Source organism: Ectopseudomonas khazarica, assembly GCF_017915135.1.
In the GTDB taxonomy this organism is placed as follows: Bacteria; Pseudomonadota; Gammaproteobacteria; order Pseudomonadales; family Pseudomonadaceae; genus Aquipseudomonas; species Aquipseudomonas khazarica.
In genome coordinates this window covers 65,411-89,364 of sequence record NZ_CP068551.1, presented here as the reverse complement: position 1 = coordinate 89,364, position 23,954 = coordinate 65,411, and the positions used below count along the sequence as shown (strand labels likewise).

Here is a 23,954-nt window from a genome sequence, read left to right as displayed (position 1 = left end):
GATACAGACACTGACTCAAGGAGACCCGCCAATGGGCATTATCGGCACCATCTTCATCGGCCTGATCGTCGGACTGGTTGCACGCTTTCTCAAACCCGGCGATGACAGCATGGGCTGGATCATGACCATCCTGCTGGGCATCGGCGGCTCCATCGCCGCCACCTACGGCGGCCAGGCGCTGGGCATCTACCAGGCCGGCCAGGCGGCCGGTTTCATCGGTGCGGTGATCGGCGCCATCGTTCTGCTGGTAATCTACGGCGCTATCAAGAAGGGCTGAGTAACCGCCTGGCGGAGCCGGGGGACTCACTCGGGCCCTGCCGGCTCCACCGCTTTCGCCGCAACGAGATACCCCTGCCATGCGCCACCTGCTCCTCTCCCTGCTGCTCCTGTCCGGCCTGGCTCATGCCGAACTGCCGGAAACCGACTGGCTCGACCTGATGCCCGCCGAAGACCGCCAGGCCCTCGAAGACATGCCCGAGATCAGCCATGACAGCCCTGAAGGCGACAGTGCCTTCTACGGTGCGGACGGCCTGCGCCAGCAGGACAAGGACCTGCCTGCCGTGATGTATTCGGCCAAGACCGTCGCCGCACTCGACGGCAAGGCCATCCGCCTGGGCGGCTATCCGGTACCGCTGGAAAGCGACGAGAAAGGCAACAGCACCCTGTTCTTCCTGGTTCCCTACCCCGGCGCCTGCATCCACGTACCACCGCCGCCGCCCAACCAGCTGGTGCTGGTGCGCTATCCCAAGGGCATTCCGCTCGAGAACATCTACGCGCCCTTGTGGGTCAGCGGTGAACTCAAGGTAGAGACCATCAGTAATGAACTGGCCGACGCCGCCTACGCCATGGATGCCGGCGAGGTGCGCCTGGTGACCGACGAAGACCTCTGACAGACGACCAACCCCGGCCTGGAGCCCAAGCATGAAAGCCGCCACCCTGCTGTTGCTGTGCCTGCTGTCCAGCGTTGCCCTGGCCATGGAACCTGGCGAGCGCCTGGTGCCGTGGACGCTGCTGGATCAGTTCGACGCGCCCTACACCCTGAACGACGAGACCCACATCCTCCTGGTCGCCCGCGACATGGACGGCGCCAAGCTGGTCAACGCTGCGCTCGAAGGCCAGCCCAAGGGCTACCTGGAGCAGCGTCAGGCGGTGTTCCTCGCCGACATCAGCCGCATGCCCAGCGTGATCGCCACCCTTTTCGCCCTGCCGAAGATGCGCGACTACAACTACCGCATCCTTCTCGACCGCAACGCCCGCATCGCGCCGCGCTACCCGGCCGGCGAGGGCGAGGTGCTGTGGTTGCAGCTGGAGGATGGGAAGTTGGTGGAGCAGAAGGTGTTCAAGGACGCGGCGGCGTTGAAGCAGGCGCTGGATTCAGTGCAGGCACCATGAGAATCCACTCTGCCAGCACCTGATCGTCCTGTTTGTGCCAGCGGCAGGGCGACGCCCGTCAGGGCACCGCAGCCTCGCTGGACAGGCGTAGCTGCAATCGATGCCGTTCGTCGCTTTCCAGCTGTACAACATCCTCCAGCAGGTTGGCGGTCTCGATGCACAGCATGTTCTGCCAGGCCTCATCAGGAAACTGCGACAGGCGCCTGGCCTTGTCGATCCACGGGTTCCACAGCACCGCCGAGCGTGACCCGGTGCTGTCCATGTGAATGCGCCGTCTCCAGACCGGGTCGACGATGCTAAGGCGAGCCGGCGTGTCGAGGTAGATGCGGTCGGTCTCGCCGGCGAATCCTGGCGCGGCCTCCTGGCGCAGCTCCTGCCAGTCCTGCAGGGTGTCGATGTAGCGGCATCCCTGCAGCCCTTCCACGTGAACCTGGCGCACGTCGCTGACGGCGAAATAGGTGTGCAGTGCCTGGCTCAGGGTCAGCGGGTGGTCGCTGCGGTTCTGCGTCTCCAGGCGCAGCTGCAGGTCGTCTCCCAGGCGGATGTCGAAGTGCACGGCGGCATCGCGCGGCCAACCGGGCAGCGGCTGTTCGCGGCTGTCGAAGGCAAAGCGCAGGTTGACCGCCCCATCCTCCTCGGCGATGCCCAGCAGTTGCCAGTCCAGGCCACGGACCAGGCCGTGCGCCGGCGCCTCGTCGTGCTGATAGTGCGCTTGCACCGCCTCGGGGTTGCGCCGCAGATCGCCGAACCAGGGCCAGCAGACGGGCACGCCGCCACGCACGCTCTGGCCATGCCGATAGGCCGCGTCAGGGCTCAGCCAGATCAGCGGGGGCTGATCATCCTGCTGGTAGCTGAGTATCTGCGCGCCCTGCTGGGCAACCAGCAGCTCGCTGCGCCGCGCCCGTATGCGCCAGCAGGTGAGCTGGTCCAACTCCACGCGTTCGACTTGGGTCTTGCTCATGAGGGCCTCTCGCTCCACGAAGTAGGGTCTGGTTGAAGCATGCCGTGCACAGGAAGCAAAAACGCCCGTCACAGGGACGGGCGTCTGCTCACTGCAAGCTATGACCTACGGACCATAAACCTGTTCCGGCAGCCAGGTGATCAGCCCCGGGAACAGGTAGGCGATCACCAGCAGCAGAATCTGGATCAGGATGAACGGCAGCACGCCCTTGTAGATGGTGCTGGTCGCCACGCTGGCCGGTGTCACGCCCCGCAGGTAGAACAGCGCGAAGCCGAACGGCGGGGTGAGGAACGAGGTCTGCAGGTTGAGGGCGATCATCACGCCCAGCCAGATCGGGTCCAGACCCATGGCCAGCAGCACCGGCCCGACGATCGGCACCACCACGAAGGTGATCTCGATGAAGTCGAGGATGAAGCCGAGCAGGAAGATCACCAGCATCACCAGGAAGAACGCACCAAGCACGCCACCCGGCAACTGGGCGAACACGTCCTCGATCAGCACTTCGCCACCGAAGCCACGGAACACCAGGGAGAACAGCGAGGCACCGATCAGGATCATGAAGACCATGGCACTGATTTCGGTGGTGCCGTAGGCCACTTCCTTGAGCTGGCCGAGGTTCAGCTTGTTCTTGCTCAGCGCCAGCAGCATGGCACCGACCGCGCCCAGCGCAGCCGCCTCGGTGGGCGTCGCGTAGCCGGCGAGGATGGAACCGAGCACCGCGCCGATGAGGATCAGCGGCGGAATCAGCGCCTTGGCCAGCTTGCCCCATTCGATCGGGCCGAGCTCTTCCTGCGGCAGCGCCGGCAGCTTCTTCGGCTGGAAGATCGCGACGAAGATGATGTAGGCGATGTACAGGCCGACCAGCAGCAGGCCGGGCAGCAGCGCGCCGACGAACAGGTCACCGACCGATACGGTCTTCGGCGAGAAGATACCCATCTTCAACTGCGCCTGCTGGTAGGCGCTGGACATCACGTCACCCAGCAGGACCAGGACGATGGACGGGGGGATGATCTGCCCCAGGGTGCCGGTGGCAGCCAGGGTACCGGTGGCGATCGCCGGGTCATAGCCACGCCGCAGCATGGTCGGCAGCGCCAGCAGGCCCATGGTCACCACGGTGGCGCCGACGATGCCGGTGCTCGCGGCGAGCAGGGCGCCGACCACGCACACGGAGATCGCCAGGCCGCCACGCAGGGTGCCGAACAGGCGCGACATGGACTCGAGCAGGTCCTCGGCCACCCGTGAGCGTTCCAGCATCACCCCCATGAACACGAACAACGGCACGGCGAGCATGGTCTGGTTGTTCATGATGCCGAACAGACGGTTCGGCAGGGCGCTCAGATAGCCCGCGTCGAAGGTTCCGGTGAGCACGCCGATACCGGCGAACAGCAGGGACACGCCGGCCAGGGTGAATGCCACCGGGAAGCCGGCCATCAGGGCCACGCAGATACTGACGAACAGCAGAATCGCCATCAACTCAGCCATGTTTCACCTCCGGAGCCGGCAGGCGACCGCTGATGACGCAAAGTGCCTTGATCAGGTTGGAAATGCCCTGCAGCACCAGGCTGGCGACCAGCACCAGGATGATGCTCTTCTGCAGGTAGACGAACTTCAGGCCGCCCGACTCGCTGGAGGCCTCCAGCGTCGACCAGGAGTTGCTGACGTAGTCCCAGCTGGCCCAGCCGAGGAACAGCGCCACCGGCAACAGCAGCAGCAGGTTGCCGAGCACCTCCACCAGCGCCTGACGGCGGCCGCTGAAGTTCTGATAGAAGATGTCCACGCGGACGTGGCCGTTGCGCTGCAGAACCCAGGCGGCAGCCCCCATGAAGACCAGGGCATGCGCATAGAGAACCGCCTCCTGCAGGGCGGTGGCGCCGATACCGAAACCGTAACGCAGCACCACGACGATGGCGGTGCCGATCACCAGGAACAGGGTCAGCCAGGCGCAGGCCTTGCCCAGCCAGGCATTGAGAGCATCGATCAGGTACGCAAGAGCGAGGGGGAGTGGAGGCTTGTCGGACATAGTGAGTCCTTTATCGTTATGAGTAGGAGACAGGACAGCAAACCGGTTGGCTGCACATCACGCCGCCCGCGTCCTTGTGGGCCGCAGGCCGGGGATTCTAGGCAGGCTATCGGTGATGCAGCAATGCCCGTACTACTTTAGTCGTAGCAACTAGGCTTGTGGGTCACGACCCCCTATGTTATTCACGCCCGGTCTACCTTCGGCGATCCCGTGGTCAGACCAATACAACAAGAAGGAGCATTGCATGAAACGTCGCGACATACTCGCCGCAGCGGGCGTAGGCCTTGCAGCAACCGCACTGGCTGGCTGCAAAGAAGAGGCCAAGAGCAGCGCAGCACCTCAAGAGGGTTCGAGTGCCCAGACCTTCACCTGGAAGATGGTCACCTCCTGGCCGAAGAACTTCCCCGGCGTCGGCGTGGGGGCCGAGCGCTTCGCCAAGCTGGTCGATGAAATGAGCAACGGCCGCCTGAAGGTCAAGGTGTACGCAGCCGGTGAACTGGTGCCGGCCCTGGAAGTGTTCGATGCAGTCTCTCGCGGTACCGCCGAAATGGGTCATGGCGCACCGTACTACTGGAAGGGCAAGGTGCCGGCCGCACAGTTCTTCTGCGCCCTGCCGTTCGGCCCGAATGCCCAGGAAATGAACGCCTGGCTGCACTACGGCGGCGGTCAGGCCCTCTGGGAAGAAGTCTACAAGCCGTTCGGCGTGCTGCCGATGGCCTGTGGCAACACCGGCGTACAGACCGCTGGCTGGTTCAACAAGGAAATGAACTCGGTCGACGACTTCAAGGGTCTGAAGATGCGTACCCCGGGCCTGGGCGGCGAAGTGCTGACCAAGATGGGCGGCACCGTGGTCAACATGCCGGCCGGCGAGATCTTCACCGCCATGCAGACCGGCGCCATCGACGCCACCGAGTGGATCGGCCCATACAACGACCTGGCCCTGGGCCTGCACAAGGCAGCCAAGTACTACTACACCCCGGGCTGGCAGGAGCCGAGCGTCCTGTTCGAACTGGACATCAACATCAAGGCCTGGGAAACCCTGCCGGCCGACCTCAAGGCGATCGTTCGTGCCGCCGCGCGTGACGTCAACGGCGACATGCTCGACGACTACAACGCCAAGAACATGGAAGCCCTGGAGCAACTCAAGGCCGATGGCGTCGAAGTGCGTCGCCTGCCCGACGAGGTGCTGGCACGCCTGAAGGAAGTGGCGGGTGAAGTGGTCGAGGCCAGCGCAGCGGCCGACCCGGCAGCAGCCAAGGTCTGGGAACACCAGAAGGCCTACCTGCAGCGCCTGTACGACTATGCGGAAGTGGCCGACAAGGACATCTACAACATCCGCGGCTGATCACTCGGCAGCAAACAAAACGCCGGCTTGTCGCCGGCGTTTTCGTTGTAGCTGTTCGCTTTCCCGTTTCGCGGTCGCTCAGCCGCGACGTGGCGGTACCGGACGGGTGCGGCCACTGCCGTCGATGGCGACGAACACGAACACCGCCTCGGTCACCTTGCGCCACTCGTTGGACAGCGGGTCGTCGCTCCACACCTCGACCATCATCTGGATCGAACTGCGGCCGACCTCCAGCGCCTGGGTGTAGAAGGACAGCTGCGCGCCCACCGCCACCGGCACCAGGAAGGCCATGCGATCGATGGCCACGGTGGCCACCCGGCCGCCGGCGACCTTGCTGGCCATGGCGGTGCCGGCGAGGTCCATCTGGGACACCAGCCAGCCGCCGTAGATATCACCGAAACCATTGGTCTCACGCGGCAGCGCGGTGATCTGCAGGGCGAGGTCGCCCTGGGGTATCGGGTCTTCCTGTTCGTAGTCGTTCATCGGCTCGAGACTCGCGGCGCGGTTGTTGTTCTGGGCGCGGAACCCGCATGGCAGGCGCTGCGAGTATACCGACTGCGCAGTCGACGGGCGACCACTCTGGCAAGCGCTGGCGCGCCATGACGCCTGACCGATCGGGCAAAACGCACGACCGGCGCAGGCCCATTCGGGCAGGATGCCCGCCAGGTTCATCGCAGTAATTTCGTAACCATATGATTTTCAAGAACTTTAATTATCAGAGGAGTCTGGCACGGGCGCTGCAATACCTTCAGTGAGCGACCTGTCATGTACCGGTCGCAGCGTTGAAGGAAGAGACGGACCCGCCAGCAATCCGAGCGATCCGCCTCAGGTGCAACAGGAGAACCGCCATGTGGATAGTCGCCCTGGTACTTGCCAGCCTGCTGCTTCTGCTCGGCCTGACGCTCGCCAGCGTCCTGCTGATCGGCCAGACCCTGTGCGCAAGCCGCAACACCGCCGAACTGGAGCTGCCCACGGGCAACTCGCCGCAGCCGGCCGTTGCGAGCGACACGCAAGACCCATGGCCTGCCTGGGCCATCACTCACTGAGTCATCGAGGAGAAACGCCATGCTGAGCTGGGCACTTACCTTTCTGATCATCGCCATCATCGCTGCTGTACTGGGCTTCGGTGGTATCGCCGGCACCGCTGCAGGTATCGCCAAGATTCTATTCGTGGTGTTCCTGGTGCTGTTCATCATCTCGTTCGTGATGGGCCGTCGCCCCCGCGTGTAAGGAGTCCTAGATGCAGTCGATCCACGCCATTGTCGCCGCCCTGCTGATGGGCGGCGGCCTGGCGGCTCAGGCCGCCGATCGAGACGCGAGCTTCCACCCCGGTGAACTGCTGACCAGCAACGCCGAGTACCGCGAAGCCTGGCAAGACCTGGTCAGGGACGAACAGCGCCTGCCGGAATGGCTGATGAACCTCAGCGGCCTTTCCACCCCCATGCAGGCCGTGGAGGCCGAGAGTGATCGCTTCCTGGTCGGTCAGGTGTGCGAAGCGCACAACTGCTTCAACCAGCGCGTCTACGTCGCCTTCGAATGGGAAGACGACGATGCCTATGCGCTCTACGTACAGGTGCCGGACGGTCTGCCGGAGGACCGCGCCCCCAGCGAACATGCCAGCCTGCGCTGGCTGGGCGATCCGGACGAAGAGGTCCGTGAGCTGCTGGAAGAACAGCTGCGCAGCGACCCTAACTGGTACTGAAGTCCGTACGCTGGCCGCAGCATTGAAGCGGCCGGCGCGCTATCATCCCCCGCCATAACCCAAGGGGGATCGCAATGCTCAACGGCCTGTGGCTGAGCTTCTTCGTGCTGGGCGCCATCGCCGCCCTGGCACGCTGGCTGATTGGTGGCGACGCCAGCGTATTCGGCGCCATGGTCGAGAGCCTGTTCGCCATGGCCAAGCTCTCGGTGGAGCTGATGGTGGTGCTGTTCGGCACCCTGACCCTGTGGCTCGGCCTGCTGCGCATCGCCGAAAAGGCCGGGCTGGTCGACCTGCTCGCACGCCTGCTCGGGCCGCTGTTCGCCCGCCTGATGCCTGAAGTACCGCGCGGCCACCCGGCGCTCGGCCTGATCAGCATGAACTTCGCTGCCAACGGCCTGGGCCTGGACAATGCCGCGACGCCCATCGGCCTCAAGGCCATGCGCGCCCTGCAGGATCTCAACCCCAGCGCGACCACGGCGAGCAACGCGCAGATTCTGTTCCTGGTGCTCAACACCTCGTCCCTGACCCTGCTGCCGGTGTCGATCTTCATGTACCGCGTGCAGCAGGGCGCCGACGACCCGACCCTGGTCTTCCTGCCGATCCTGCTGGCCACCAGCGCCTCGACCCTCGCCGGCCTGCTGGCCGTGGCGGCGATGCAGCGCCTGCGCCTGTGGGACCCGGTGGTGCTGGCTTACCTGATTCCCACCGCCCTGCTGCTGGGAGGCTTCATGAGCCTGCTCGCCGGCATGAGCGCCACGGCCCTGGCTGCGCTGTCCTCGCTGCTGGGCAACCTCACCCTGTTCGGCCTGATTCTGCTGTTCCTGGTCGTCGGCGCCCTGCGCCGCGTCGCGGTGTACGAAAGCTTCATCGAAGGTGCCAAGGAAGGCTTCGACGTGGCCAAGAGCCTGCTGCCCTACCTGGTCGCCATGCTCTGCGCCATTGGCGTGCTGCGTGCTTCCGGCGCCCTGGATTTCGGCCTGGACGGCATCCGCTGGCTGGTCGAGGCACTGGGCTGGGACACACGCTTCGTCGACGCGCTGCCGACCGCGCTGATCAAGCCGTTCTCCGGCGGCGCCGCACGCGCCATGCTGATCGAGACGATGGAGAACTTCGGCGTCGACAGCTTCCCGGCGCTGATCGCCGCCACGGTGCAGGGCAGCACCGAGACGACCTTCTACGTGCTGGCGGTGTACTTCGGCGCGGTCGGCCTGCAACGCGCACGCCACGCCGTGGGCTGCGCCCTGGTCGCGGACGCGGCCGGCATCGTCGCCGCCATCGCGGTGTGCTACTGGTTCTTCGGCTGAGGTCCGCTAGTCGGCGAAGCCCAGCGTTCGCCCGGCCCAGGTCAGCAGCGGGTCGTCATGCCGGTACTCGCGCAGCGCGCGCAACTTGGGAGCGATGAATGCCTCGAAGTCGCCGGGCTCTTCGAAGTAGATGCCGGTGAAGATAGTGAACATGGATTTGTTGCCCACCGTGGCATAGAACAGGTTACCGACCGGCTCGCCGTCCTGGGTCAGCAACTTGAGGCTGATGCGGCTGGCCAGCTCGGTCTCCAGGGGCAGGTCCTGCTGCTCCAGGCCGCTGTCGCGCAGGCCGAACGACGCCCCGAAGGTCTCGGCGTAGCTGGTCATCAGCGCATCGCTGGCGCGCGGATACAGCGACACCCCGCTGTAGAGATAGAACCACTCGTTGTCATCGCTCTCGAAGCTGAGGTCGATGGTGCGCGCGGCGTAGGTCACCTGCTTGTCGTAGTGGCCGTCCACCGGCACCTCATAGGCGGCGAAGTCCTCGCCACTGAGCAGCAGGTGCTGCTCCTCGGCCAGCGGCACTTCATCCTCGACGCAGCCGGCGAGCGCCAGCAGGCCCAGCAACAGTATCGGTCTGAACATGGCATTCCTCCCTGAATGAGTGCAGGCAGCTTGCCCGATCCGGCCCCGCCTGACCACCCGGGCCGGCCGAGGCTGTGCGCGCGGGCACACCGTTCGTCCGCCTGGCGCGAATCGCCAGTGTCGCTGACCGGCTGTGTCACTGCTCGCCTCGCCCCATCCACCTAGGCTGGGCATCGACAGGAACGATCCGCACCCGGCCAGCCCGGCAGGAGACCGCCATGCGTGTTCTGATCACCGGCGCCGCCGGCTTCATCGGCCATCAACTGCTCGAGGAACTGGCCATCCAGCACCCGGAGTGGACGCTGATCGCCGCCGACATTCGCCCCCTCGATGGCCGTGGGCTGAAAGCCAACATCGAGCCGGTGCTGCTGGACATGGGCCGCCCGGCCCAGGTCCGCGCGTGCATCAGCGGCTGGCAGCCGGATGCCATCGTGCACCTGGCCACGGTGATTCGCCCCCCACGCGACATGAGCGAGGCGCATCTGCACGCCATCGAGGTCGGCGGCACCCAGTGCCTGGTGGACAGCGCCGTCGCCAACGGCGTGCGCCAGCTGATCGTGACCAGTTCCGGCGCCGCCTACGGCTACAGCGCGGACAACGCCGAGTGGATCGACGAGAACCACCCCCTGCGCGGCCATCCGCGCTTCGCCTACGCCAGGCACAAGCTGGAGATCGAACAGCTGCTGGCGCGCTGCCGTGGCGAACATCCGCAGCTGCGCCAGCTGGTACTGCGCCCCGGCACCATCCTCGGCAAGCGTCTGAACAACCCGATCAGCGACCTGTTCAGCAAGCGCGCGGTGCTGGGGGTGCGCGGCCATACCAGCCGCTTCGTGTTCATCTGGGAACAGGATGTGGTCGGCATCATCCGCCAGGGCCTGGAAGAGGCCCGGGAGGGCATCTACAACCTGGCCGGCGACGGCGCCCTGAACCTGGCGGAGATCGCCGGGATACTCGGCAAACCCTACCGCCCGCTGCCGGCGGCGCTACTCGCCGGCGCACTGCACCTGCTCAAGCCACTGGGGTTGAGTCAGTACGGCCCGGAGCAACTGGACTTCCTGCGCTACCGCCCGGTACTGGCCAACCGGCGCCTGAAGCAGGAGTTCGGCTATCAGCTGCGCTACACCAGCCGCGAAGCCTTGCTCGCCTTCCTCGGCGCCCAGGGCATCAGCTACCGCTCAGGCGAAAGCCCACCTTGAGCGTCACCTGGTAATGCCCCACCTTGCCATTCTCGATGTGGCCACGGGTGTCCACCACTTCGAACCAGTCCATGTTGCGCACGCTCTTGGCGCATTCGGCCAGGGCATTGTCGATGGCCTCTTCGATGCTGGTCCGCGACGAACCGACGATCTCGATCTTCTTGTAGGTGTGATGGTTGGACATGCTGGCACTCCGCTCGTGATGAAAGGCTCACGCTGAAGACTAGACGCTCGCAGGCGCGGCACCCGCCTTCACGTCATCGCTCCCGAGCGGTTGGGCCGCACCGGCGCACCCCGATGCGGCCCGGGCCGGGGCTCTAGAACTCCACCTGGTAGGCCAGGGTGAAGGTGCGCCCACGGCCCTTGAAGTTGTAGTCGTCGGCGACCCGCGCGGACTGCGAGTAGTAGGTGAAGTAGTCCTCGTCGAGCAGGTTGTCGATGCCCAGCGACAGGCTGCCCAGCGGCAGGCGGCGGCTGACGCTGGCCGCGAGCAGGGCATAGCCGTCGAACTTCAGCCGTGGGTCATCGAACTCGCGGCTGCGGTACAGGTTGTACTGCAGGTAGCTGGCCCAGTCGTCGTTCCACTGTGCGTTCCAGCTCAGGCTGAACTGGTCCGGGGCGATGTTCAGGCCGGTCAGCTTGGTGTCCACCTTGCCATCGTCATCGGTGTCGGACTCGCCCTCGCTGTGGGTGTAGCTGGCACGCAGGCTGTGGCCCTGGTTCAGGCGCCAGTTGCCGGTCAGTTCGTAACCCTGGATTTCCACCCGTTCGCGATTGGCGATGTAATTGCCGGCGCTGTTCACCGACAGCCGTTCGCCGAGGTTGGAGGAGGATTCGTAGTAGCTCAGCTCGAGGTCGACATCGCTGAAGTTCAGGCGCAGGCCCAGCTCGTTGGAGCGGGTGATGATCGGCTCCAGCTCCAGCAGGTTTTCCACATCCTGCCCGGGTGTGTCGACGGCACGCAGCACACGACCGATGTCGGGCATGCCGAAGCCTTCCGAGTAGCTACCGTAGAACTGCGCCCAGTCGTTGGCCTGGTAGGTGAAGCCGTAGTTGCTCAGGGTCTTGGCGAAGGAGAGGGTGCCGCCGCCGACATCCACGCCTCCGGCGTTGTTGGTGCCCCACACGGTGTGGAAATCATCCACATCCAGTTCGGCATGCTCGCGACGCACGCCGGCCATCAGGGTCAGGCGCTCGCCCAGGTGCAGGTCGCCCTGGAGGAAGCCGGCCTGGTTGTCGTAGGTCGACGGCGGCACGTAGCTGCGGTTGCTCAGCACCAGCACCTGCTCGCCCTCGTCGCGCATCAGGTCGAGGCCGCCGGCCAGGTCAAGCAGGCCGTCGAACAGGCCCGTACGGCGCAGGGTCAGCTTGCCGCCGAGTTTCTCCGAGTCACTGCGGCTCTGCTCCCAGAACGTGCCGACGGGGGCGATGCCCGGGTCCTGGAAGGAGCCGCTGAGCAGGGCGCCGAACTGGCCACGATAACGCTGCTGGTACAGCTGCACGTCGAGGATGTTGCCGAACCAGTCCGAGTGGCTGTAGTCGAGGCTGTACTGACGGTTCTCGTTGAACGGCGCCTCGCCGGGCACGTCGCCGCGCGTCGCACTGGTGGGGATACCGGCGTCGCGGTCGCCAAGCACCGGCAGATAGTCGTTGTTGCCGGTCAGGCGGTAGTGGTTGGCGCTGAACTGCAGGTGCTGGGCATCGTCGATCCAGTAACCGAGCTTGAGCATCAGGTCGCGGTCACGGGTGTCCTGGATCTCGCCGGGATAGGCCACGCCGATGCGCGTGTTGTCGCCGTCGTAGAACATCCCGCGCGATTGCCAGGTGCTGCCGAACAGGGCCTCCCAGTCGCCCTGCTGGGCACTGACGCGGTAGTTGAGCTTGTAGCCGAAACCGTCGCTGCTGAAGGCGTCGTCGCTCTCCAGGCTGACCCCGGCGTGCTGGCGCACGCCATAGCCCTGCGGACGGCGGCTGATGAAGTTGATGATGCCACCGGTGGCACCGCCGCCGTGCTCGGCCGAAGCGCCGTGGATCACCTCGATGCGCTCCACCTGTTGCAGGTCGATGGTGTAGCTGCTGCGCCCGTCGTTGCGCAGCGAGCTGGCCTGCGGCACGCCGTCGACGAGGAACTGCGGCGCCCGCCCGCGCAGGGTCTCGCCGGCGTTGGACAGCTTCTGCCGGCTCGGCGAGTAGGACGGAATGAGGTTGGCGAGCACCGCCCCAGGGTCGCTGCTCAGCGCCAGCTGGCGCTCGATCTGCTGGCGGTCGATGACAGTGACGCGCTGGCTGGTCTGGCCCACGGCCGTATCACCGCGCAGGGTGCTGACGGTCACCTCGGTGTCCTGCAGGCGCAGCACATCGCCAGCGACCCGGCTGGGTGCCGGACTGGCCACAGCGGCCTGTGGTTGCGGGGTCAGGCCGTAGATGCCCTCGGCCTGGCGCACCGCCTGCAGACCACTGCCCTGCAGCAGGCGGGCAAAACCGTCCTCGACACCATACTGGCCCTGCAGTCCCTGGCTCTGCCGACCCTGCAGCAGCGCCGCGTCGAACGACAGGGCAACCCCGGCGGCGCTGGCGAAGCGGCCGAGCACCTCGGCCAGCGGCCCGGCACTGATCTGGTAAGCCTGCGTGTGCGCGCTGTCGGCCTGGGCCAGTGCCGGCAGCGCAGTGCCCAGGGCCAGGCCGGAACAGAACAGGGCGTTGCGGATGGCGCTACGAAGCGCAGAGCGGGTGGAGCGTGGTGACTGCATGGCGGATCCCTGACGACAAGACGCGGAGTGGGTGTTTGCAGGGAGGGCCGAAGCAGCGCGGCAAAAAGTGCAAGGAACCGGAGATTTTTTCTCGCCATGCCGCGCTCCACCCGTAGGAGCAGCTGTAGGGACGGCTGTAGGAGCGGCTTCAGCCGCGATCGAGGCTCACCGTTGAATACCCTCTACAGCCGAAAACGGATCGCTTTCAGCAGCACTCAGGCTGCCAGGGAGCCCGCTGGTGGATGGGTGAAGCGTCATCCACCCTACGGGTAGAACCCGACGACCCTGTGGGAGCGGCTTCAGCCGCGAAACGACAGCACCGCCGGGGTGCCTGCTGCAACCGGGAGCGGATGGTTTCAGCTGTACTCAGGCTGTCAGGGAGCCCCGCTGGTGGATGGATGAAGCGTCATCCACCCTACGGGTAGAACCCGACGAATCCGTGGGAGCGGCTTCAGCCGCGAAACGACAGCACCGCCGGGGTGCCTGCTGCAACCGGGAGCGGATGGTTTCAGCTGTACTCAGGCTGTCAGGGAGCCCCGCTGGTGGATGGATGAAGCGTCATCCACCCTACGGGTAGAACCCGACGAATCCGTGGGAGCAGCTTCAGCCGCGAAACGAACGCACCGCCGGAGTGCCTGCTACAGCCTGGAACGGATCGCTTTCAGCAGCGCTCAGGCCGCCAGGCCGCCCTGCTGGTGGATGGATGAAGCGTCATCCACCCTACGGGTAGAACCCGACGACCCTGTGGGAGCGGCTTCAGCCGCGAAACGGCTGCACCGCTCAGGCGCCACGCGGTACCAGTGTCACCCAGTAGTCGCTGCGCCGTACCACCTGCAGCGGGAAGCTGTGTTGCAGGGCGGCCAGCGCGCGGTCGCTGTCGAGCAGCGGGAAGCTGCCGGAAACCTTCAGCCCGGCCAGCGCCGGATCGACCCGCAGGATGCCGTGGCGGTAGCGCGCCAGCTCCGCGACCACCTCGCCCAGTGGCTGGTCGATGGCCAGCAGGCTGCCCTCGGCCCAGGCCGTGCTGCGCGCATCCAGCGGCTGCGGTGCGCCGATCCGCTCGCGCTGCAGCAGCAGTTGCTGGCCGGCCTGCAGGCGTTGCCAGCGTGCGGGCTGCGCCGCGCAACTGACCTCGACGGAGCCTTCGAGCAGGGCGATGCGGCTGCCATGCGGGTCGCAGCGCAGGTTGAGGCGACCGCCGCCGGCGCGGATCAGCCCGTCACGGGTCAGCACGTGCAGCGCCTGCGGCCCATCGGCAATGTCCAGCTGCGCCTCGCCGTCGAGCAGCTGCAGCTGGCGCCGGGTGCCGTCGAACTGGGCGGCGCCGGCACTGCCGAGCAGCAGGCGACTGCCGTCGGCCAGTTGCCAGTGGCGTTGCTCGCCGACCCCGCTGCGGTAGTCGGCGGTCCAGTAACGGCGACTGTCACTGCGCCAGGCGAACCAGCCCAGTGGCAGCGCGGCGCCGGCCAGCAACAGGCTGCCGAGCACGCGCCGACGGCTGTAGGCGGCGCCTCGCAGGGTCGGCGCGGCGATCTGCGCCGGCAGCAGGCCGAGCTGATCGCGCAGGCGTTCGATCTGCTGCCAGGCCTGACGATGCACGGGGTCGGCGTCGTACCAATGCTGCCAGGCCTGCTGCTCGGCCGCGCCACTGCTGCCGGAGTTGAGGCTGGCATACCAGCTGCTGGCGGCCTTGAGCGCGGCGCGCTCGCCGGGGGTCGGCGTACTCATGCCTGCCAGCCCGCCTGCAGCAGGCAACAGTGCTCCACCGCACGGGCCATGTAGGTGTTCACGCTGCGCAGGGAAATGCCCAGGTGCGCGGCGATCTGGGCGTAGGTGAGGCCATCGAGCTGGGACAGGATGAACACCTCGCGCACCTTGGCGCCCAGCCCCTCGAGCAGGCGGTCGACCTCCATCAGCGCCTCCAGCAGCAGCGCCTGCTGCTCCGCACCAGGCTGTTCGGCCGCAGGCTGACTGGCCAGCACGTCCAGGTAGGCTTGCTCCAGCGAACGCCGGCGCAGGAAGTCGACCATCAGCCCCCGCGCCACGGTGGCCAGGTAGTGGCGTGGCTCGCGGATGCTCGCCGCATTGCCGGCACGCAGCAGGCGCACGAAAGTGTCCTGCGCCAGGTCGGCGGCATCGCAGCGGTTGCCCAGGCGCCGGCGCAGCCAGCCCTGCAGCCAGGTGTGGTGATCGTGATAGAGACTGTGCAGGGCCTGGGCGTCGACGGACATGAAAGCGAATACGGATCAAATGACAATGAATCGCATTGTCATCCATCCCGACACGCTTGCCAAGCGTCGGCAGACCGCGCCCGCGACGCCCAGGCGCGGCTGCCGACACGGAGCGGCGCTTAGAACGCCACTTCGTAGCCCAGGGTGAAGGTCCGTCCGCGACCCTGATAGTCGTACAGGTAGGCCGGGCCGTAGGTCGGCGAGTAGAACAGCGTGGCGCGTTGCCCCCAGACGGTGCTGTAACGCTCGTCCAGCAGGTTCTGGATACCGGCGCTGAAGGTGCCGTAGTCAGTCTGGCGCTGCGCGGTCAGGTCGAAGGTGGTGTAGCCGTCGATCTCGTGGCCGGCGTCGTCGTCCAGGTCGACGGCATGGTTGGCCTGCAGCCGTGCACTGCTGTTGCCGTCGCTCCAGCCGACGAAGGCGGTGTACTTGGACAGCGAGGCGTAGCGGGCATCGCGCTTGATCCAGCCACCGTCGGCGTCCTCTTCCTCGGAACGCACCAGGTGCAGGGTCGCACCGGCCTGCCAGCCGCTGTCGAAGTAGTGGCTGAGGGCCCCCTCGAAACCGAAATCGCGGCTCTTCTGGTCTTCCACGTCGATGGTCAGGGTGCTGCTGTCGTAGCTGATCACCTGGTCCGACCAGATGTAGTAGAGCGCGGCCTGCGCCTGCCAGCGGCTATCGGCAAAGCGCCAGCCCAGTTCGGTCTGGCGGCTCTTGATGCCGGCCAGCGGGTTGTCCTCCACCGACAACCCGGGCTTGCCGTAGTACTTGGCCGGGTCGGCCAGGTCGAAGCCTTCGCTGTAGTTGCTCCACAGCTGGTGGCCGTTGGCGAAATCGTAAATGACACCCAGGTTGTACAGGTTGACGTCATAGTCGTTGCGGCCACCGGCCACGCCCTTGAAGTCGCCGACCTCGACATCCATGCGCTGGTGGCGCGTGCCGCCGGAGAGGGTCAGCTGCTCGGTGAGCTTCCAGTCCAGCTGGGCATAGGCCGACAGACTGTCCACCACGTAGCTGGGGTATCGCGGCGCGCTGCTGGCGGTGTCGAGCACCAGGCCCCCGCTGGCGGAGGAGGTCTGCTGGTCGAAGACCTTCTGCTCGGCATTGAAGCGCTCATGGTCGAAGTCCAGCCCGTAGGTCAGGGTGAAGCGTTGCCACTGCTTGCTGAACAGCCCCTTGAGCCCGCTCACCTCGAAGTTCTGCTGCGAACCGGCGAAATACACGCCGTTGCTGCCGCGCGGGCTGCCGGAGTTGTAGTAGGGGAAGGGATAGAAGTTGTTGTCTTCCCGGCGGTAATAACCCTGCAGGTAGAAATCCTGGCCCAGCAGGTCGCTGTGGTGGTAGCTGGCGTTGAGCAGGGCGCGACGGGTGCGCGGTTGCAGGTCGGTATCCAGCCCGCTGCGAATCTCGGCGTCGTTGAGGTCGGACGGCGCCCGGTAGTTCAGGTTGGGAAAAAAGATACCGGTGCTGCCATCGTTGCCGGAATCATAGTACTGCGCCAGCAGGTCGAGGCTCTGCTCGTCGCTGAAACGCGCGCTGAGGTTGCCCAGCACGTCGATGGCGCGGTTGTACTGCAGGTCGGTCTGCGTGTTGTCGATGAAGATCTGCTCGCCGTCGCCGTCGTAGAAGGCTTCGTTCTTCTCCACCGAAACGCCGATGCGCCCGCTCAGCCGCTCGTTGCCGCCACTCACCGACTGCGCCAGGCGCATGGCCAGGTCATCGCTGTTGTTGAAGCCGCTGCTGACGCTGGCGCGCGTCTGGTAACGGGCCTCGCCCGGCTCACCCTTGCGCGTGATGATGTTGATGATGCCGCCGGTGGCCCCGCCGCCGTACAGCGCGTTGGCGCCCGAGAGCACCTCGACCCGTTCGATGTTGAACGGCGAGATGCTGTCGAACTGGCGCGACAGCCCGCGCGAGCTGTTCTGGCTGACTCCGTCGATCATCACCAGCACGCTGCGCCCGCGCATGTTCTGGCCATAGTTGGTACGCCCTTCCGGCGCCAGGTCGAGGCCGGGCACCAGCTTGCCGAGCGCTTCCTTGAGGCTGACGCCGACGTCGAGCTGCTCGCGCAGCTGGGTCTGGTCCACCACCCAGACGGTACCGGGAATGGCGCTGATCTCGGTCGGGGTACGCGCGGCCACGCTGATCTGCATGGACTCCAGCTTGAGCCGCCCGGACGCGTCCGGGCCGCGGCGCTGCAGCAGCACGGTGCGCGCATCGGTGAAGGTCCAGCTCAGGTCGGTGCCGGCGAGCAGACGCTGCAACGCCTCCTCCACGGTGAAATGGCCGTCCAGTCCGGCGCTGCGCAGCCCCTGCAGATCGTCGGAGTTGAACATCAGGTGCAGGTCGGCCTGGTCGGCGAACTGGGTCATCGCACTGTCCAGGCTGAGCGGGGCGATATGCAGTTCGACGCTGATCGGTTCGGCGGCCAGAGCCAGCGGGGTGGCGCCGCCGAGCAGCGAGGCGAGCAGCAGGGCACGGTGCAGCGGAGAAACATGACAGCGCATTACAGAGGTTTCCATGTCGTGTGGCAGGTGGCGCTACTTAGGAATAAGTCGCGTTCATACCCACGACGAAACAGCCGCCAGGATCTTGCAGCCGCCTGCAGAAAAAATTCTGCCCGTCAGCCGCGTGGCGCCGGCCGCACCAGGATCAACCAGGGCAGCCGGGTGATCTGCACCGGCTGCAGGCGCTCCAGCGTGGTCAGCAGCGCCTGCGGGTCGTCGAGGTCGAAGACGCCGCTGATCTTGCGCCGGCGCAGTGCCTCGTCGCGCAGCAGGATGCGCTCGGGCAGGTAGCGTTCCAGCTCCGCGAGCACCTCGCCCAACGGACGCTGGTTGAAGATCAGCTTGCCGCGCTGCCAGGCACTGACGCTGCTCGGGTCCAGCGCCTGCACCGCACCCGGCGCCACGCCGGGCCGATAGCTCACGCGCTGCCCCACGCCGAGGCGCAGCGGTGCGGCGCCACCGCTGGCCACCTGCACCACGCCCTCGCTGACCGTCACCTGCGCCTGCGCGCCATGCAGGTCCACGTCGAAGCGCGTCCCCAGCGCCTGCACCTGACCGTCGCCAGCGCTCACCACGAAAGGCCGCTGGCGATCCTTGGCCACCTCGAACAACGCCTCACCGTGGTACAGGCGCACATCGCGCCGCGTGGCGCTGAAATCCACCGACAGGGCGCTGCCGCTGTTGAGCCAGACCCGGCTGCCGTCATCCAGCTGCACCAGGCGTCGTTCGCCGACGGCGGTACTGTGGTCGGCATACAGCCCGACCAGGGTGCGCGGCGCCGCCAGCAGGCCGAGCAGCAGTGCCAGGCACAGTACCGCGGCCATGGCCGGCAGGCGCCAGCTGCGCTGCGCGGTCCGGCGATGGCGGGCCGCCGCCTGGGTGTGCCCCAGCGCCTGCCACAGCACCTCGGCTTCGCGGGCCGCATGTTCGTGCGCCGCGCTCTGCCTGCGCCAGCGCTGGAACTCCGCACGCTCCCTGGCCCCCGCAGTGCCACTGTGCAGGCGCAGCAGATGATCGACGGCCTGATCGTCCAGGCTGAGAGGCTCGACCTCGCTCATCGCTCACCTCCCTGCTGGCTGCGCCACTGGCGGCAATGACGCATGGCCTGGGCCAGGTACTTGCCGACCATGCTCTCGGACACCCCCAGGCGCCGTGCGATCTGCGCGTGGGTCAGGCCGTCGAGGCGATTGAGCAGCAAGGCCTCGCGCGCCTTGGCCGGCAACTGTGCGAGCGCCGCATCGAGCTGCACCAGGCTTTCCCGCGCCAGCAGGTGTTTTTCCGGTGCCGCCAGCGGATCGCTGAGCTCGTCGAGCACGTCCTCCTCCACGTGCAGCTCGGCCAGACGGTTGTCACGCCGCAGATTGTCGATGGCCAGGTTGCCGGCGACGCGGAACAGATAGGCGCGCGGATTCTCCACGCGCTGCTCGTCCGGATGATCGGCCAGGCGCAGCCAGGTGTCCTGCGCGACGTCCGCCGCGCGCTGGGAGTCGCCCAGGCGCCGGGACAGGAAGCGCAGCAGATCCCCGTAGTGGGTCTGGAAGCTGTGCAGCAGGGAGGAGGGAGCGCGGCGCCGCATGAGGATCGCAAGGTTCTCGAAGGCCCGGCGCAGGCCGGACCGCTGAAAGGGACCGCCAGCATACACGCAATCGAGAATAGTTATCACCAGCATGAAGCCGATCGCCCGCACGTCACCGGGATCATGCCGCGCGCTGCAGTTCATGGCGCAGCCAAGCGGCCAGGCGTTCGCTGCGCGGGTCGTCCCGCCGCGCCCAGAGCGCCAGACGAGCCGGCGTGTCGATGAAGCCCCAGGGCGCACTCAGGCGCCCGGCGGCCAGGTCGTCGGCTACCAGCAGTTGTGGCGCGATGGCCACGCCGAGCCCGGCGGCAGCGGCCTCCAGCAGGTAGTAGAGATGCTCGAAGCCCTGCCCCAGCTTCAGCCCCGCCGGCGCCAGGCCCTGGGCCGCCGCCCACTGCGGCCAGGCCTGCGGCCGCGATGCGGTATGCAGCAGCGGCTCACCCAGGAGCACGCCCGCTGCCTGCCCGGCCAGTTCGGCATGACGGGCATGACGCGAGCTGAGCACCGGGCCGATGCGCTCGGTCGCCAGCTCGTACACCTGCATGTCGCCAGGCCAGGGCGGCTCGGCGAACAGCAGGGTGGCGTCGATACCGGGGCGCCGTGGATCCAGCTCGCCCTCGCTGGCCGACAGTTGCAGGTTGAGCTCAGGCAGCTCGCGCTGCAGGCGATCCAGCCGTGGAATGAACCAGCGCGCCAGCAGACTGCCCGGGCAGCCGAGCACGAACGGGCGCTCTTCGGCCTCGCGCCGCAGCTCGGCGCAGGTGCTGCGCAGGCGCTCGAAGGCTTCGCCTGCGGCATCGCGCAGGCGGAGGCCGGCATCGGTGAGTTTTACGCCACGCCCGTCCTTGGCCAGCAGGCTCAGGTCGAGCTGCTCTTCCAGTTGCCGGATCTGTCGGCTGATCGCCCCGTGCGTCACGTTCAGCTCGCTTGCCGCCTGCTTCAGGCTGCCCAGACGGGCCACGGCTTCGAACGCACGCAGCGCATTGAGGGGAGGCAGGCTGCTCTTCATAGGTGAGTTTTCCTGACGTATTGCGGCGATCTTATCGCTTTTTTTCCCCGCTGCATGCAGTTAGGGTGGACACATCGCGTAGGAGCCTCCTCCTACATGGAGAATCCCAGGAGAGCTTGCCATGACTTCACTGCGTAACGGCCCGGACAATCGCGGCCTGTTCGGTCGCTTCGGCGGCCAGTTCGTCGCCGAAACCCTGATGCCGCTGATCAACTCGCTGGCCGCCGAATACCAGAAGGCCAAGGATGATCCGGCGTTCCTCGACGAGCTGGCCTACTTCCAGCGCGACTACATCGGCCGCGCCAGCCCGCTGTATTTCGCCGAGCGCCTGACCGAGCACTTCGGCGGGGCGAAGATCTTCCTCAAGCGTGAAGACCTCAACCACACCGGCGCGCACAAGATCAACAACTGCATCGGCCAGATCCTCCTGGCCAAGCGCATGGGCAAGCGTCGCATCATCGCCGAGACCGGCGCCGGCATGCACGGCGTGGCCACCGCCACCGTGGCCGCGCGCTTCGGCATGCAGTGCGTGGTGTACATGGGCACCACCGACATCGACCGTCAGCAGGCCAACGTCTTCCGCATGAAGCTGCTCGGCGCCGAGGTAATCCCGGTCACCGCCGGCACTGGCACCCTGAAAGACGCGATGAACGAAGCGCTGCGCGACTGGGTGACCAACGTCCACAACACCTTCTACCTGATCGGCACCGCCGCCGGCCCGCACCCGTATCCGGAAATGGTCCGCGACTTCCAGTCGGTGATCGGCAACGAAGTGCGCGAGCAGATGCAGGAGAAGGAAGGGCGCCTGCCCGATTCGCTGGTCGCCTGCATCGGCGGTGGCTCCAACGCCATTGGCCTGTTCCACCCCTTCCTCGATGATGCCGGCGTGCAGATCGTCGGCGTCGAAGCGGCCGGCCACGGCATCGACAGCGGCAAGCACGCGGCGAGCATGGCCGGCGGCGCGCCGGGCGTGCTGCATGGCAACCGCACCTTCCTGCTGCAGGACGAGGACGGCCAGATCACCGACGCCCACTCGATTTCCGCCGGCCTCGACTACCCCGGCGTCGGCCCCGAACACGCCTGGTTGCATGAGATCAAGCGCGTCGAGTACGTGCCGATAAGCGATGACGAGGCCCTGGAGGCCTTCCACCACTGCTGCCGCCTGGAAGGCATCATCCCGGCGCTGGAGTCGTCCCACGCGCTGGCCGAAGCCTTCAAGCGCGCGCCCAAGCTGCCCAGGGACCACCTGATGGTGATCAACCTGTCCGGTCGTGGCGACAAGGACATGCAAACCGTGATGCACCACATGGGCGAACAGGAGAAACACGCATGAGCCGCCTGCACAACCGCTTCGCCGAACTGAAAGCGGAGAACCGCGCCGCGCTGGTCACCTTCATCACCGCCGGCGACCCCGACTACGCCACCTCGCTGGAGATTCTCAAGGGCCTGCCCGATGCCGGTGCCGACGTGATCGAGCTGGGCATGCCGTTCACCGACCCGATGGCCGACGGCCCGGCCATCCAGCTGGCCAACATCCGTGCGCTGGACGGCAAGCAGAACATGGTGAAAACCCTGCAGATGGTCCGCGAGTTCCGCGCCGGCAACCAGGACACGCCACTGGTGCTGATGGGCTACTACAACCCGATCTTCTGCTACGGCGTCGAGCGCTTCATCGCGGATGCCAAGGCCGCTGGCGTCGACGGTCTGATCGTGGTCGACCTGCCGCCGGAGCACAACGACGAGCTCTGCGAACCGGCCCAGGCCGCCGGCATCGACTTCATCCGCCTGACCACGCCGACCACCGATGACGAGCGCCTGCCGACCGTCCTCAACGGCAGCTCCGGGTTCGTCTACTACGTGTCGGTGGCCGGCGTCACCGGCGCCGGTGCGGCGACCATGGATCATGTCGAGGAAGCCGTGGCGCGCCTGCGCCGCCACACCGACCTGCCCGTGTGCATCGGCTTCGGCATCCGCACCCCCGAGCACGCCGCCGAAGTGGCCAAGCGCGCCGAAGGTGCGGTGGTCGGCTCGGCACTGATCGACAAGATCGCCCAGGCGACCTCGCCGAGCGAAGCGGTCAACGGCGTACTGAGCCTGTGCCGCGAACTGGCCGAAGGCGTGCGCAACGCACGCCGCTGAGCCCATCTCCGGCAAGTGAAGAAGCCGCTGGCGGAGCGATCCGTCGGCGGCTTTTTTCTCTGGCACGGGCGCCCGAGTGGAGAACAGCGGTCGCTACGAACTGACCGACAGGATTCGCCAGGCTGGAGCCAGCCTGAGCGCTCATGCCGGCCAAGCCGTCGCCATGGCTTCCTGGACCACAGGTAAAAGCTCATCGGTCGCCGCGACCAACTCGGCCAGCAGCGGCTCATCCATGTCCATGTACCCTTCGTACTCCGCCAGATTGCGCCGATCATGGCACAGCGCAAACAGGCGCACCTGTGCCTTGCTGACCGGCAGCGTGTGCGTCAGGCACTGGAACACCAGGTATCGACGGTCGGAGCGATAGCCACGCAGACGCAGCGCGGTCAACGCCAGTGTATGCGCAGCGTTATAGGCGAGGTCGAAGCGGCTGGCGAATGACAGCTTGGGTGCATGGGCATCCTGCAGGCGATCAATGGCCGAGCGTAGCAGTCCTTCGCATTCCCTGCGGTCTGGCGGTTCGGCCTTGAGGCCACCCGTGCGCAGCAGGTTTTCAAGATTGTCGTTACTGACCATGTTCGGTTCCCTCCGGATCGTGGCCGATCAACTCGATCTTTTCCTGCTGCGCCACGCGCAGCACGAAGCTGTTGCCAGCGGCTTTCCTGGCCTGCCACTCGCCCGGAGTGTACAGCGTCGGACTGATGGTACGCCGCAGTTGCGCCTCGACCGGCAGCAGGTGTTCCATCACCTCGGCATAGCGCAGGCTGTCGCCGATCAGCATCAGGTCGATATCGCTATCGGCATGTTCGCGGCCTTTGGCCAGCGAACCATAGACGAAAGCCCACGTCAGTTGCGCGGAGAGCGGCGCAAGTGCCTCGCGCAGCGGCGCACCGATGCCAAAGGTCTTGCGCACGATACCTTGCAACTCGGCATAGATCGGACAATCCGGGTTGGCCTGGTAATGGGTCTGATTGCCCTGGCGGGTCAGGGTCAGGATGCCCACCTGCTGCAACCGCTCCAGTTCACGCATCAGACTGCCTTTGCCAACCTGCGCATGACGAGCAATCTCGTTGGCATAGAAGCTCTGCTCCGGCTTGCCGTACAGCAGCCCCAGCACCTTGCGCTGGGTGCCGGTGAACAGCGCCTCGCTTAATGAAAGAGTTGGCATAGAAGCCCCATTGAGTCCCAATAGTGGAACGATAAGTCCTAAACAGGGACTCTTCAATGCTCTTTCAGC

26 protein-coding genes are annotated in these 23,954 nt (G+C 66.3%); 11 read left to right on the top strand and 15 right to left on the bottom strand.

Going from position 1 to position 23,954, the window contains the following annotated elements; translation table 11 throughout:
• The first annotated feature begins 31 nt into the window (after positions 1 to 31).
• From JLK41_RS00425 to JLK41_RS00415, 3 genes are all read left to right on the top strand, one after another.
• Complete coding sequence (locus tag JLK41_RS00425) at positions 32 to 277, top strand: GlsB/YeaQ/YmgE family stress response membrane protein (RefSeq protein WP_047590125.1); 246 nt, start codon at positions 32 to 34, stop codon at positions 275 to 277.
• A 79-nt stretch (positions 278 to 356) separates the two neighbouring features.
• A complete protein-coding gene (locus JLK41_RS00420) occupies positions 357 to 890 on the top strand; it encodes a DUF3299 domain-containing protein (RefSeq protein WP_150607431.1) in 534 nt (177 codons plus the stop codon).
• A 31-nt stretch (positions 891 to 921) separates the two neighbouring features.
• Positions 922 to 1,392, top strand: a complete 471-nt coding sequence (locus tag JLK41_RS00415; protein ID WP_210390126.1) for an FAD/FMN-containing dehydrogenase — start codon at positions 922 to 924, stop codon at positions 1,390 to 1,392.
• Between the two features lie 58 nt (positions 1,393 to 1,450).
• Here the strand turns inward: JLK41_RS00415 and JLK41_RS00410 are convergent, their stop codons facing one another.
• The 3 genes from JLK41_RS00410 to JLK41_RS00400 form a co-directional block, all read right to left on the bottom strand.
• Positions 1,451 to 2,353 carry a D-hexose-6-phosphate mutarotase gene (locus tag JLK41_RS00410; protein WP_210390125.1) on the bottom strand — a complete coding sequence of 301 codons (903 nt, stop codon included), beginning with the start codon at positions 2,351 to 2,353 and terminating at the stop codon, positions 1,451 to 1,453.
• 105 nt (positions 2,354 to 2,458) lie between these two features.
• Positions 2,459 to 3,835, bottom strand: coding sequence for a TRAP transporter large permease (locus JLK41_RS00405; protein WP_037052157.1), 1,377 nt, complete (start codon positions 3,833 to 3,835; stop codon positions 2,459 to 2,461).
• Complete coding sequence (locus JLK41_RS00400) at positions 3,828 to 4,373, bottom strand: TRAP transporter small permease subunit (RefSeq protein WP_037052162.1); 546 nt, start codon at positions 4,371 to 4,373, stop codon at positions 3,828 to 3,830. The genes JLK41_RS00405 and JLK41_RS00400 overlap by 8 nt, the downstream gene beginning before the upstream one ends.
• 244 nt (positions 4,374 to 4,617) lie before the next feature.
• Here JLK41_RS00400 and JLK41_RS00395 point away from each other — a divergent pair, with 244 nt between their 5' ends.
• Complete coding sequence (locus JLK41_RS00395; protein ID WP_037052165.1) at positions 4,618 to 5,718, top strand: TRAP transporter substrate-binding protein; 1,101 nt, start codon at positions 4,618 to 4,620, stop codon at positions 5,716 to 5,718.
• Between the two features lie 78 nt (positions 5,719 to 5,796).
• Here JLK41_RS00395 and JLK41_RS00390 read toward each other — a convergent pair whose 3' ends face one another.
• Positions 5,797 to 6,201 (bottom strand): acyl-CoA thioesterase, encoded by a 405-nt coding sequence (locus tag JLK41_RS00390; RefSeq protein ID WP_021442733.1) that lies wholly within the window; start codon positions 6,199 to 6,201, stop codon positions 5,797 to 5,799.
• Between the two features lie 365 nt (positions 6,202 to 6,566).
• Between JLK41_RS00390 and JLK41_RS00385 the strand changes: the two genes are divergently transcribed.
• The 4 genes from JLK41_RS00385 to JLK41_RS00370 all read left to right on the top strand — a co-directional run bounded on the left by JLK41_RS00385 (position 6,567) and on the right by JLK41_RS00370 (position 8,724).
• Positions 6,567 to 6,764 carry a hypothetical protein gene (locus JLK41_RS00385; RefSeq protein WP_037052167.1) on the top strand — a complete coding sequence of 66 codons (198 nt, stop codon included), beginning with the start codon at positions 6,567 to 6,569 and terminating at the stop codon, positions 6,762 to 6,764.
• A gap of 19 nt (positions 6,765 to 6,783) precedes the next feature.
• On the top strand, positions 6,784 to 6,948 hold the full coding sequence (locus JLK41_RS00380) for a DUF1328 domain-containing protein (protein WP_037052169.1): 165 nt from the start codon (positions 6,784 to 6,786) through the stop codon (positions 6,946 to 6,948).
• Positions 6,949 to 6,958: 10 nt separating this feature from the next.
• The gene (locus tag JLK41_RS00375; protein WP_210390124.1) at positions 6,959 to 7,420 is read left to right on the top strand and encodes an inhibitor of vertebrate lysozyme family protein; all 462 of its coding nucleotides are present in this window, start codon (positions 6,959 to 6,961) and stop codon (positions 7,418 to 7,420) included.
• A gap of 74 nt (positions 7,421 to 7,494) precedes the next feature.
• Positions 7,495 to 8,724, top strand: a complete 1,230-nt coding sequence (locus tag JLK41_RS00370) for a nucleoside recognition domain-containing protein (protein ID WP_134676663.1) — start codon at positions 7,495 to 7,497, stop codon at positions 8,722 to 8,724.
• A gap of 6 nt (positions 8,725 to 8,730) precedes the next feature.
• On the opposite strand, the gene JLK41_RS00365 is transcribed toward JLK41_RS00370, so the two are convergent.
• A complete protein-coding gene (locus tag JLK41_RS00365) occupies positions 8,731 to 9,309 on the bottom strand; it encodes a hypothetical protein (RefSeq protein WP_037052179.1) in 579 nt (192 codons plus the stop codon).
• Between the two features lie 218 nt (positions 9,310 to 9,527).
• Between JLK41_RS00365 and JLK41_RS00360 the strand changes: the two genes are divergently transcribed.
• On the top strand, positions 9,528 to 10,505 hold the full coding sequence (locus JLK41_RS00360; protein WP_210390123.1) for an NAD-dependent epimerase/dehydratase family protein: 978 nt from the start codon (positions 9,528 to 9,530) through the stop codon (positions 10,503 to 10,505).
• On the opposite strand, the gene JLK41_RS00355 is transcribed toward JLK41_RS00360, so the two are convergent.
• From JLK41_RS00355 to JLK41_RS00320, 8 genes are all read right to left on the bottom strand, one after another.
• A complete protein-coding gene (locus JLK41_RS00355; protein WP_037052187.1) occupies positions 10,474 to 10,689 on the bottom strand; it encodes a dodecin in 216 nt (71 codons plus the stop codon). The genes JLK41_RS00360 and JLK41_RS00355 overlap by 32 nt on opposite strands.
• A gap of 133 nt (positions 10,690 to 10,822) precedes the next feature.
• Entirely contained in the window at positions 10,823 to 13,255 is a 2,433-nt protein-coding gene (locus tag JLK41_RS00350; RefSeq protein WP_210390122.1) for a TonB-dependent receptor, read from the bottom strand.
• 780 nt (positions 13,256 to 14,035) lie between these two features.
• Positions 14,036 to 14,983: a DUF4880 domain-containing protein gene (locus JLK41_RS00345; protein WP_037052191.1), complete on the bottom strand. Its 948-nt coding sequence runs from the start codon at positions 14,981 to 14,983 to the stop codon at positions 14,036 to 14,038.
• Positions 14,980 to 15,486 (bottom strand): sigma-70 family RNA polymerase sigma factor, encoded by a 507-nt coding sequence (locus JLK41_RS00340; RefSeq protein ID WP_152487488.1) that lies wholly within the window; start codon positions 15,484 to 15,486, stop codon positions 14,980 to 14,982. The genes JLK41_RS00345 and JLK41_RS00340 overlap by 4 nt, the downstream gene beginning before the upstream one ends.
• A gap of 119 nt (positions 15,487 to 15,605) precedes the next feature.
• Positions 15,606 to 17,993, bottom strand: a complete 2,388-nt coding sequence (locus JLK41_RS00335; RefSeq protein WP_210390121.1) for a TonB-dependent receptor — start codon at positions 17,991 to 17,993, stop codon at positions 15,606 to 15,608.
• 116 nt (positions 17,994 to 18,109) lie between these two features.
• Positions 18,110 to 19,051, bottom strand: a complete 942-nt coding sequence (locus JLK41_RS00330; protein WP_210390120.1) for a FecR family protein — start codon at positions 19,049 to 19,051, stop codon at positions 18,110 to 18,112.
• Positions 19,048 to 19,713, bottom strand: coding sequence for an RNA polymerase sigma factor (locus JLK41_RS00325; protein WP_244229922.1), 666 nt, complete (start codon positions 19,711 to 19,713; stop codon positions 19,048 to 19,050). Before JLK41_RS00325 ends, JLK41_RS00330 begins: the two co-directional genes overlap by 4 nt.
• Positions 19,691 to 20,578 carry a LysR family transcriptional regulator gene (locus tag JLK41_RS00320; RefSeq protein WP_134676657.1) on the bottom strand — a complete coding sequence of 296 codons (888 nt, stop codon included), beginning with the start codon at positions 20,576 to 20,578 and terminating at the stop codon, positions 19,691 to 19,693. Before JLK41_RS00320 ends, JLK41_RS00325 begins: the two co-directional genes overlap by 23 nt.
• Positions 20,579 to 20,699: 121 nt before the next feature.
• On the opposite strand from JLK41_RS00320, the gene trpB reads away from it, so the two are divergent.
• Both trpB and trpA read left to right on the top strand, forming a co-directional pair.
• On the top strand, positions 20,700 to 21,911 hold the full coding sequence (gene trpB, locus JLK41_RS00315; RefSeq protein ID WP_037052202.1) for a tryptophan synthase subunit beta: 1,212 nt from the start codon (positions 20,700 to 20,702) through the stop codon (positions 21,909 to 21,911).
• Complete coding sequence (trpA, locus tag JLK41_RS00310; protein ID WP_134676655.1) at positions 21,908 to 22,717, top strand: tryptophan synthase subunit alpha; 810 nt, start codon at positions 21,908 to 21,910, stop codon at positions 22,715 to 22,717. The genes trpB and trpA overlap by 4 nt, the downstream gene beginning before the upstream one ends.
• A 141-nt stretch (positions 22,718 to 22,858) precedes the next feature.
• On the opposite strand, the gene JLK41_RS00305 is transcribed toward trpA, so the two are convergent.
• The gene (locus tag JLK41_RS00305; protein WP_210390119.1) at positions 22,859 to 23,293 is read right to left on the bottom strand and encodes a hypothetical protein; all 435 of its coding nucleotides are present in this window, start codon (positions 23,291 to 23,293) and stop codon (positions 22,859 to 22,861) included.
• A complete protein-coding gene (locus JLK41_RS00300; RefSeq protein ID WP_210390118.1) occupies positions 23,283 to 23,885 on the bottom strand; it encodes a nucleotidyltransferase domain-containing protein in 603 nt (200 codons plus the stop codon). The genes JLK41_RS00305 and JLK41_RS00300 overlap by 11 nt, the downstream gene beginning before the upstream one ends.
• Between the last annotated feature and the right edge of the window lie 69 nt (positions 23,886 to 23,954).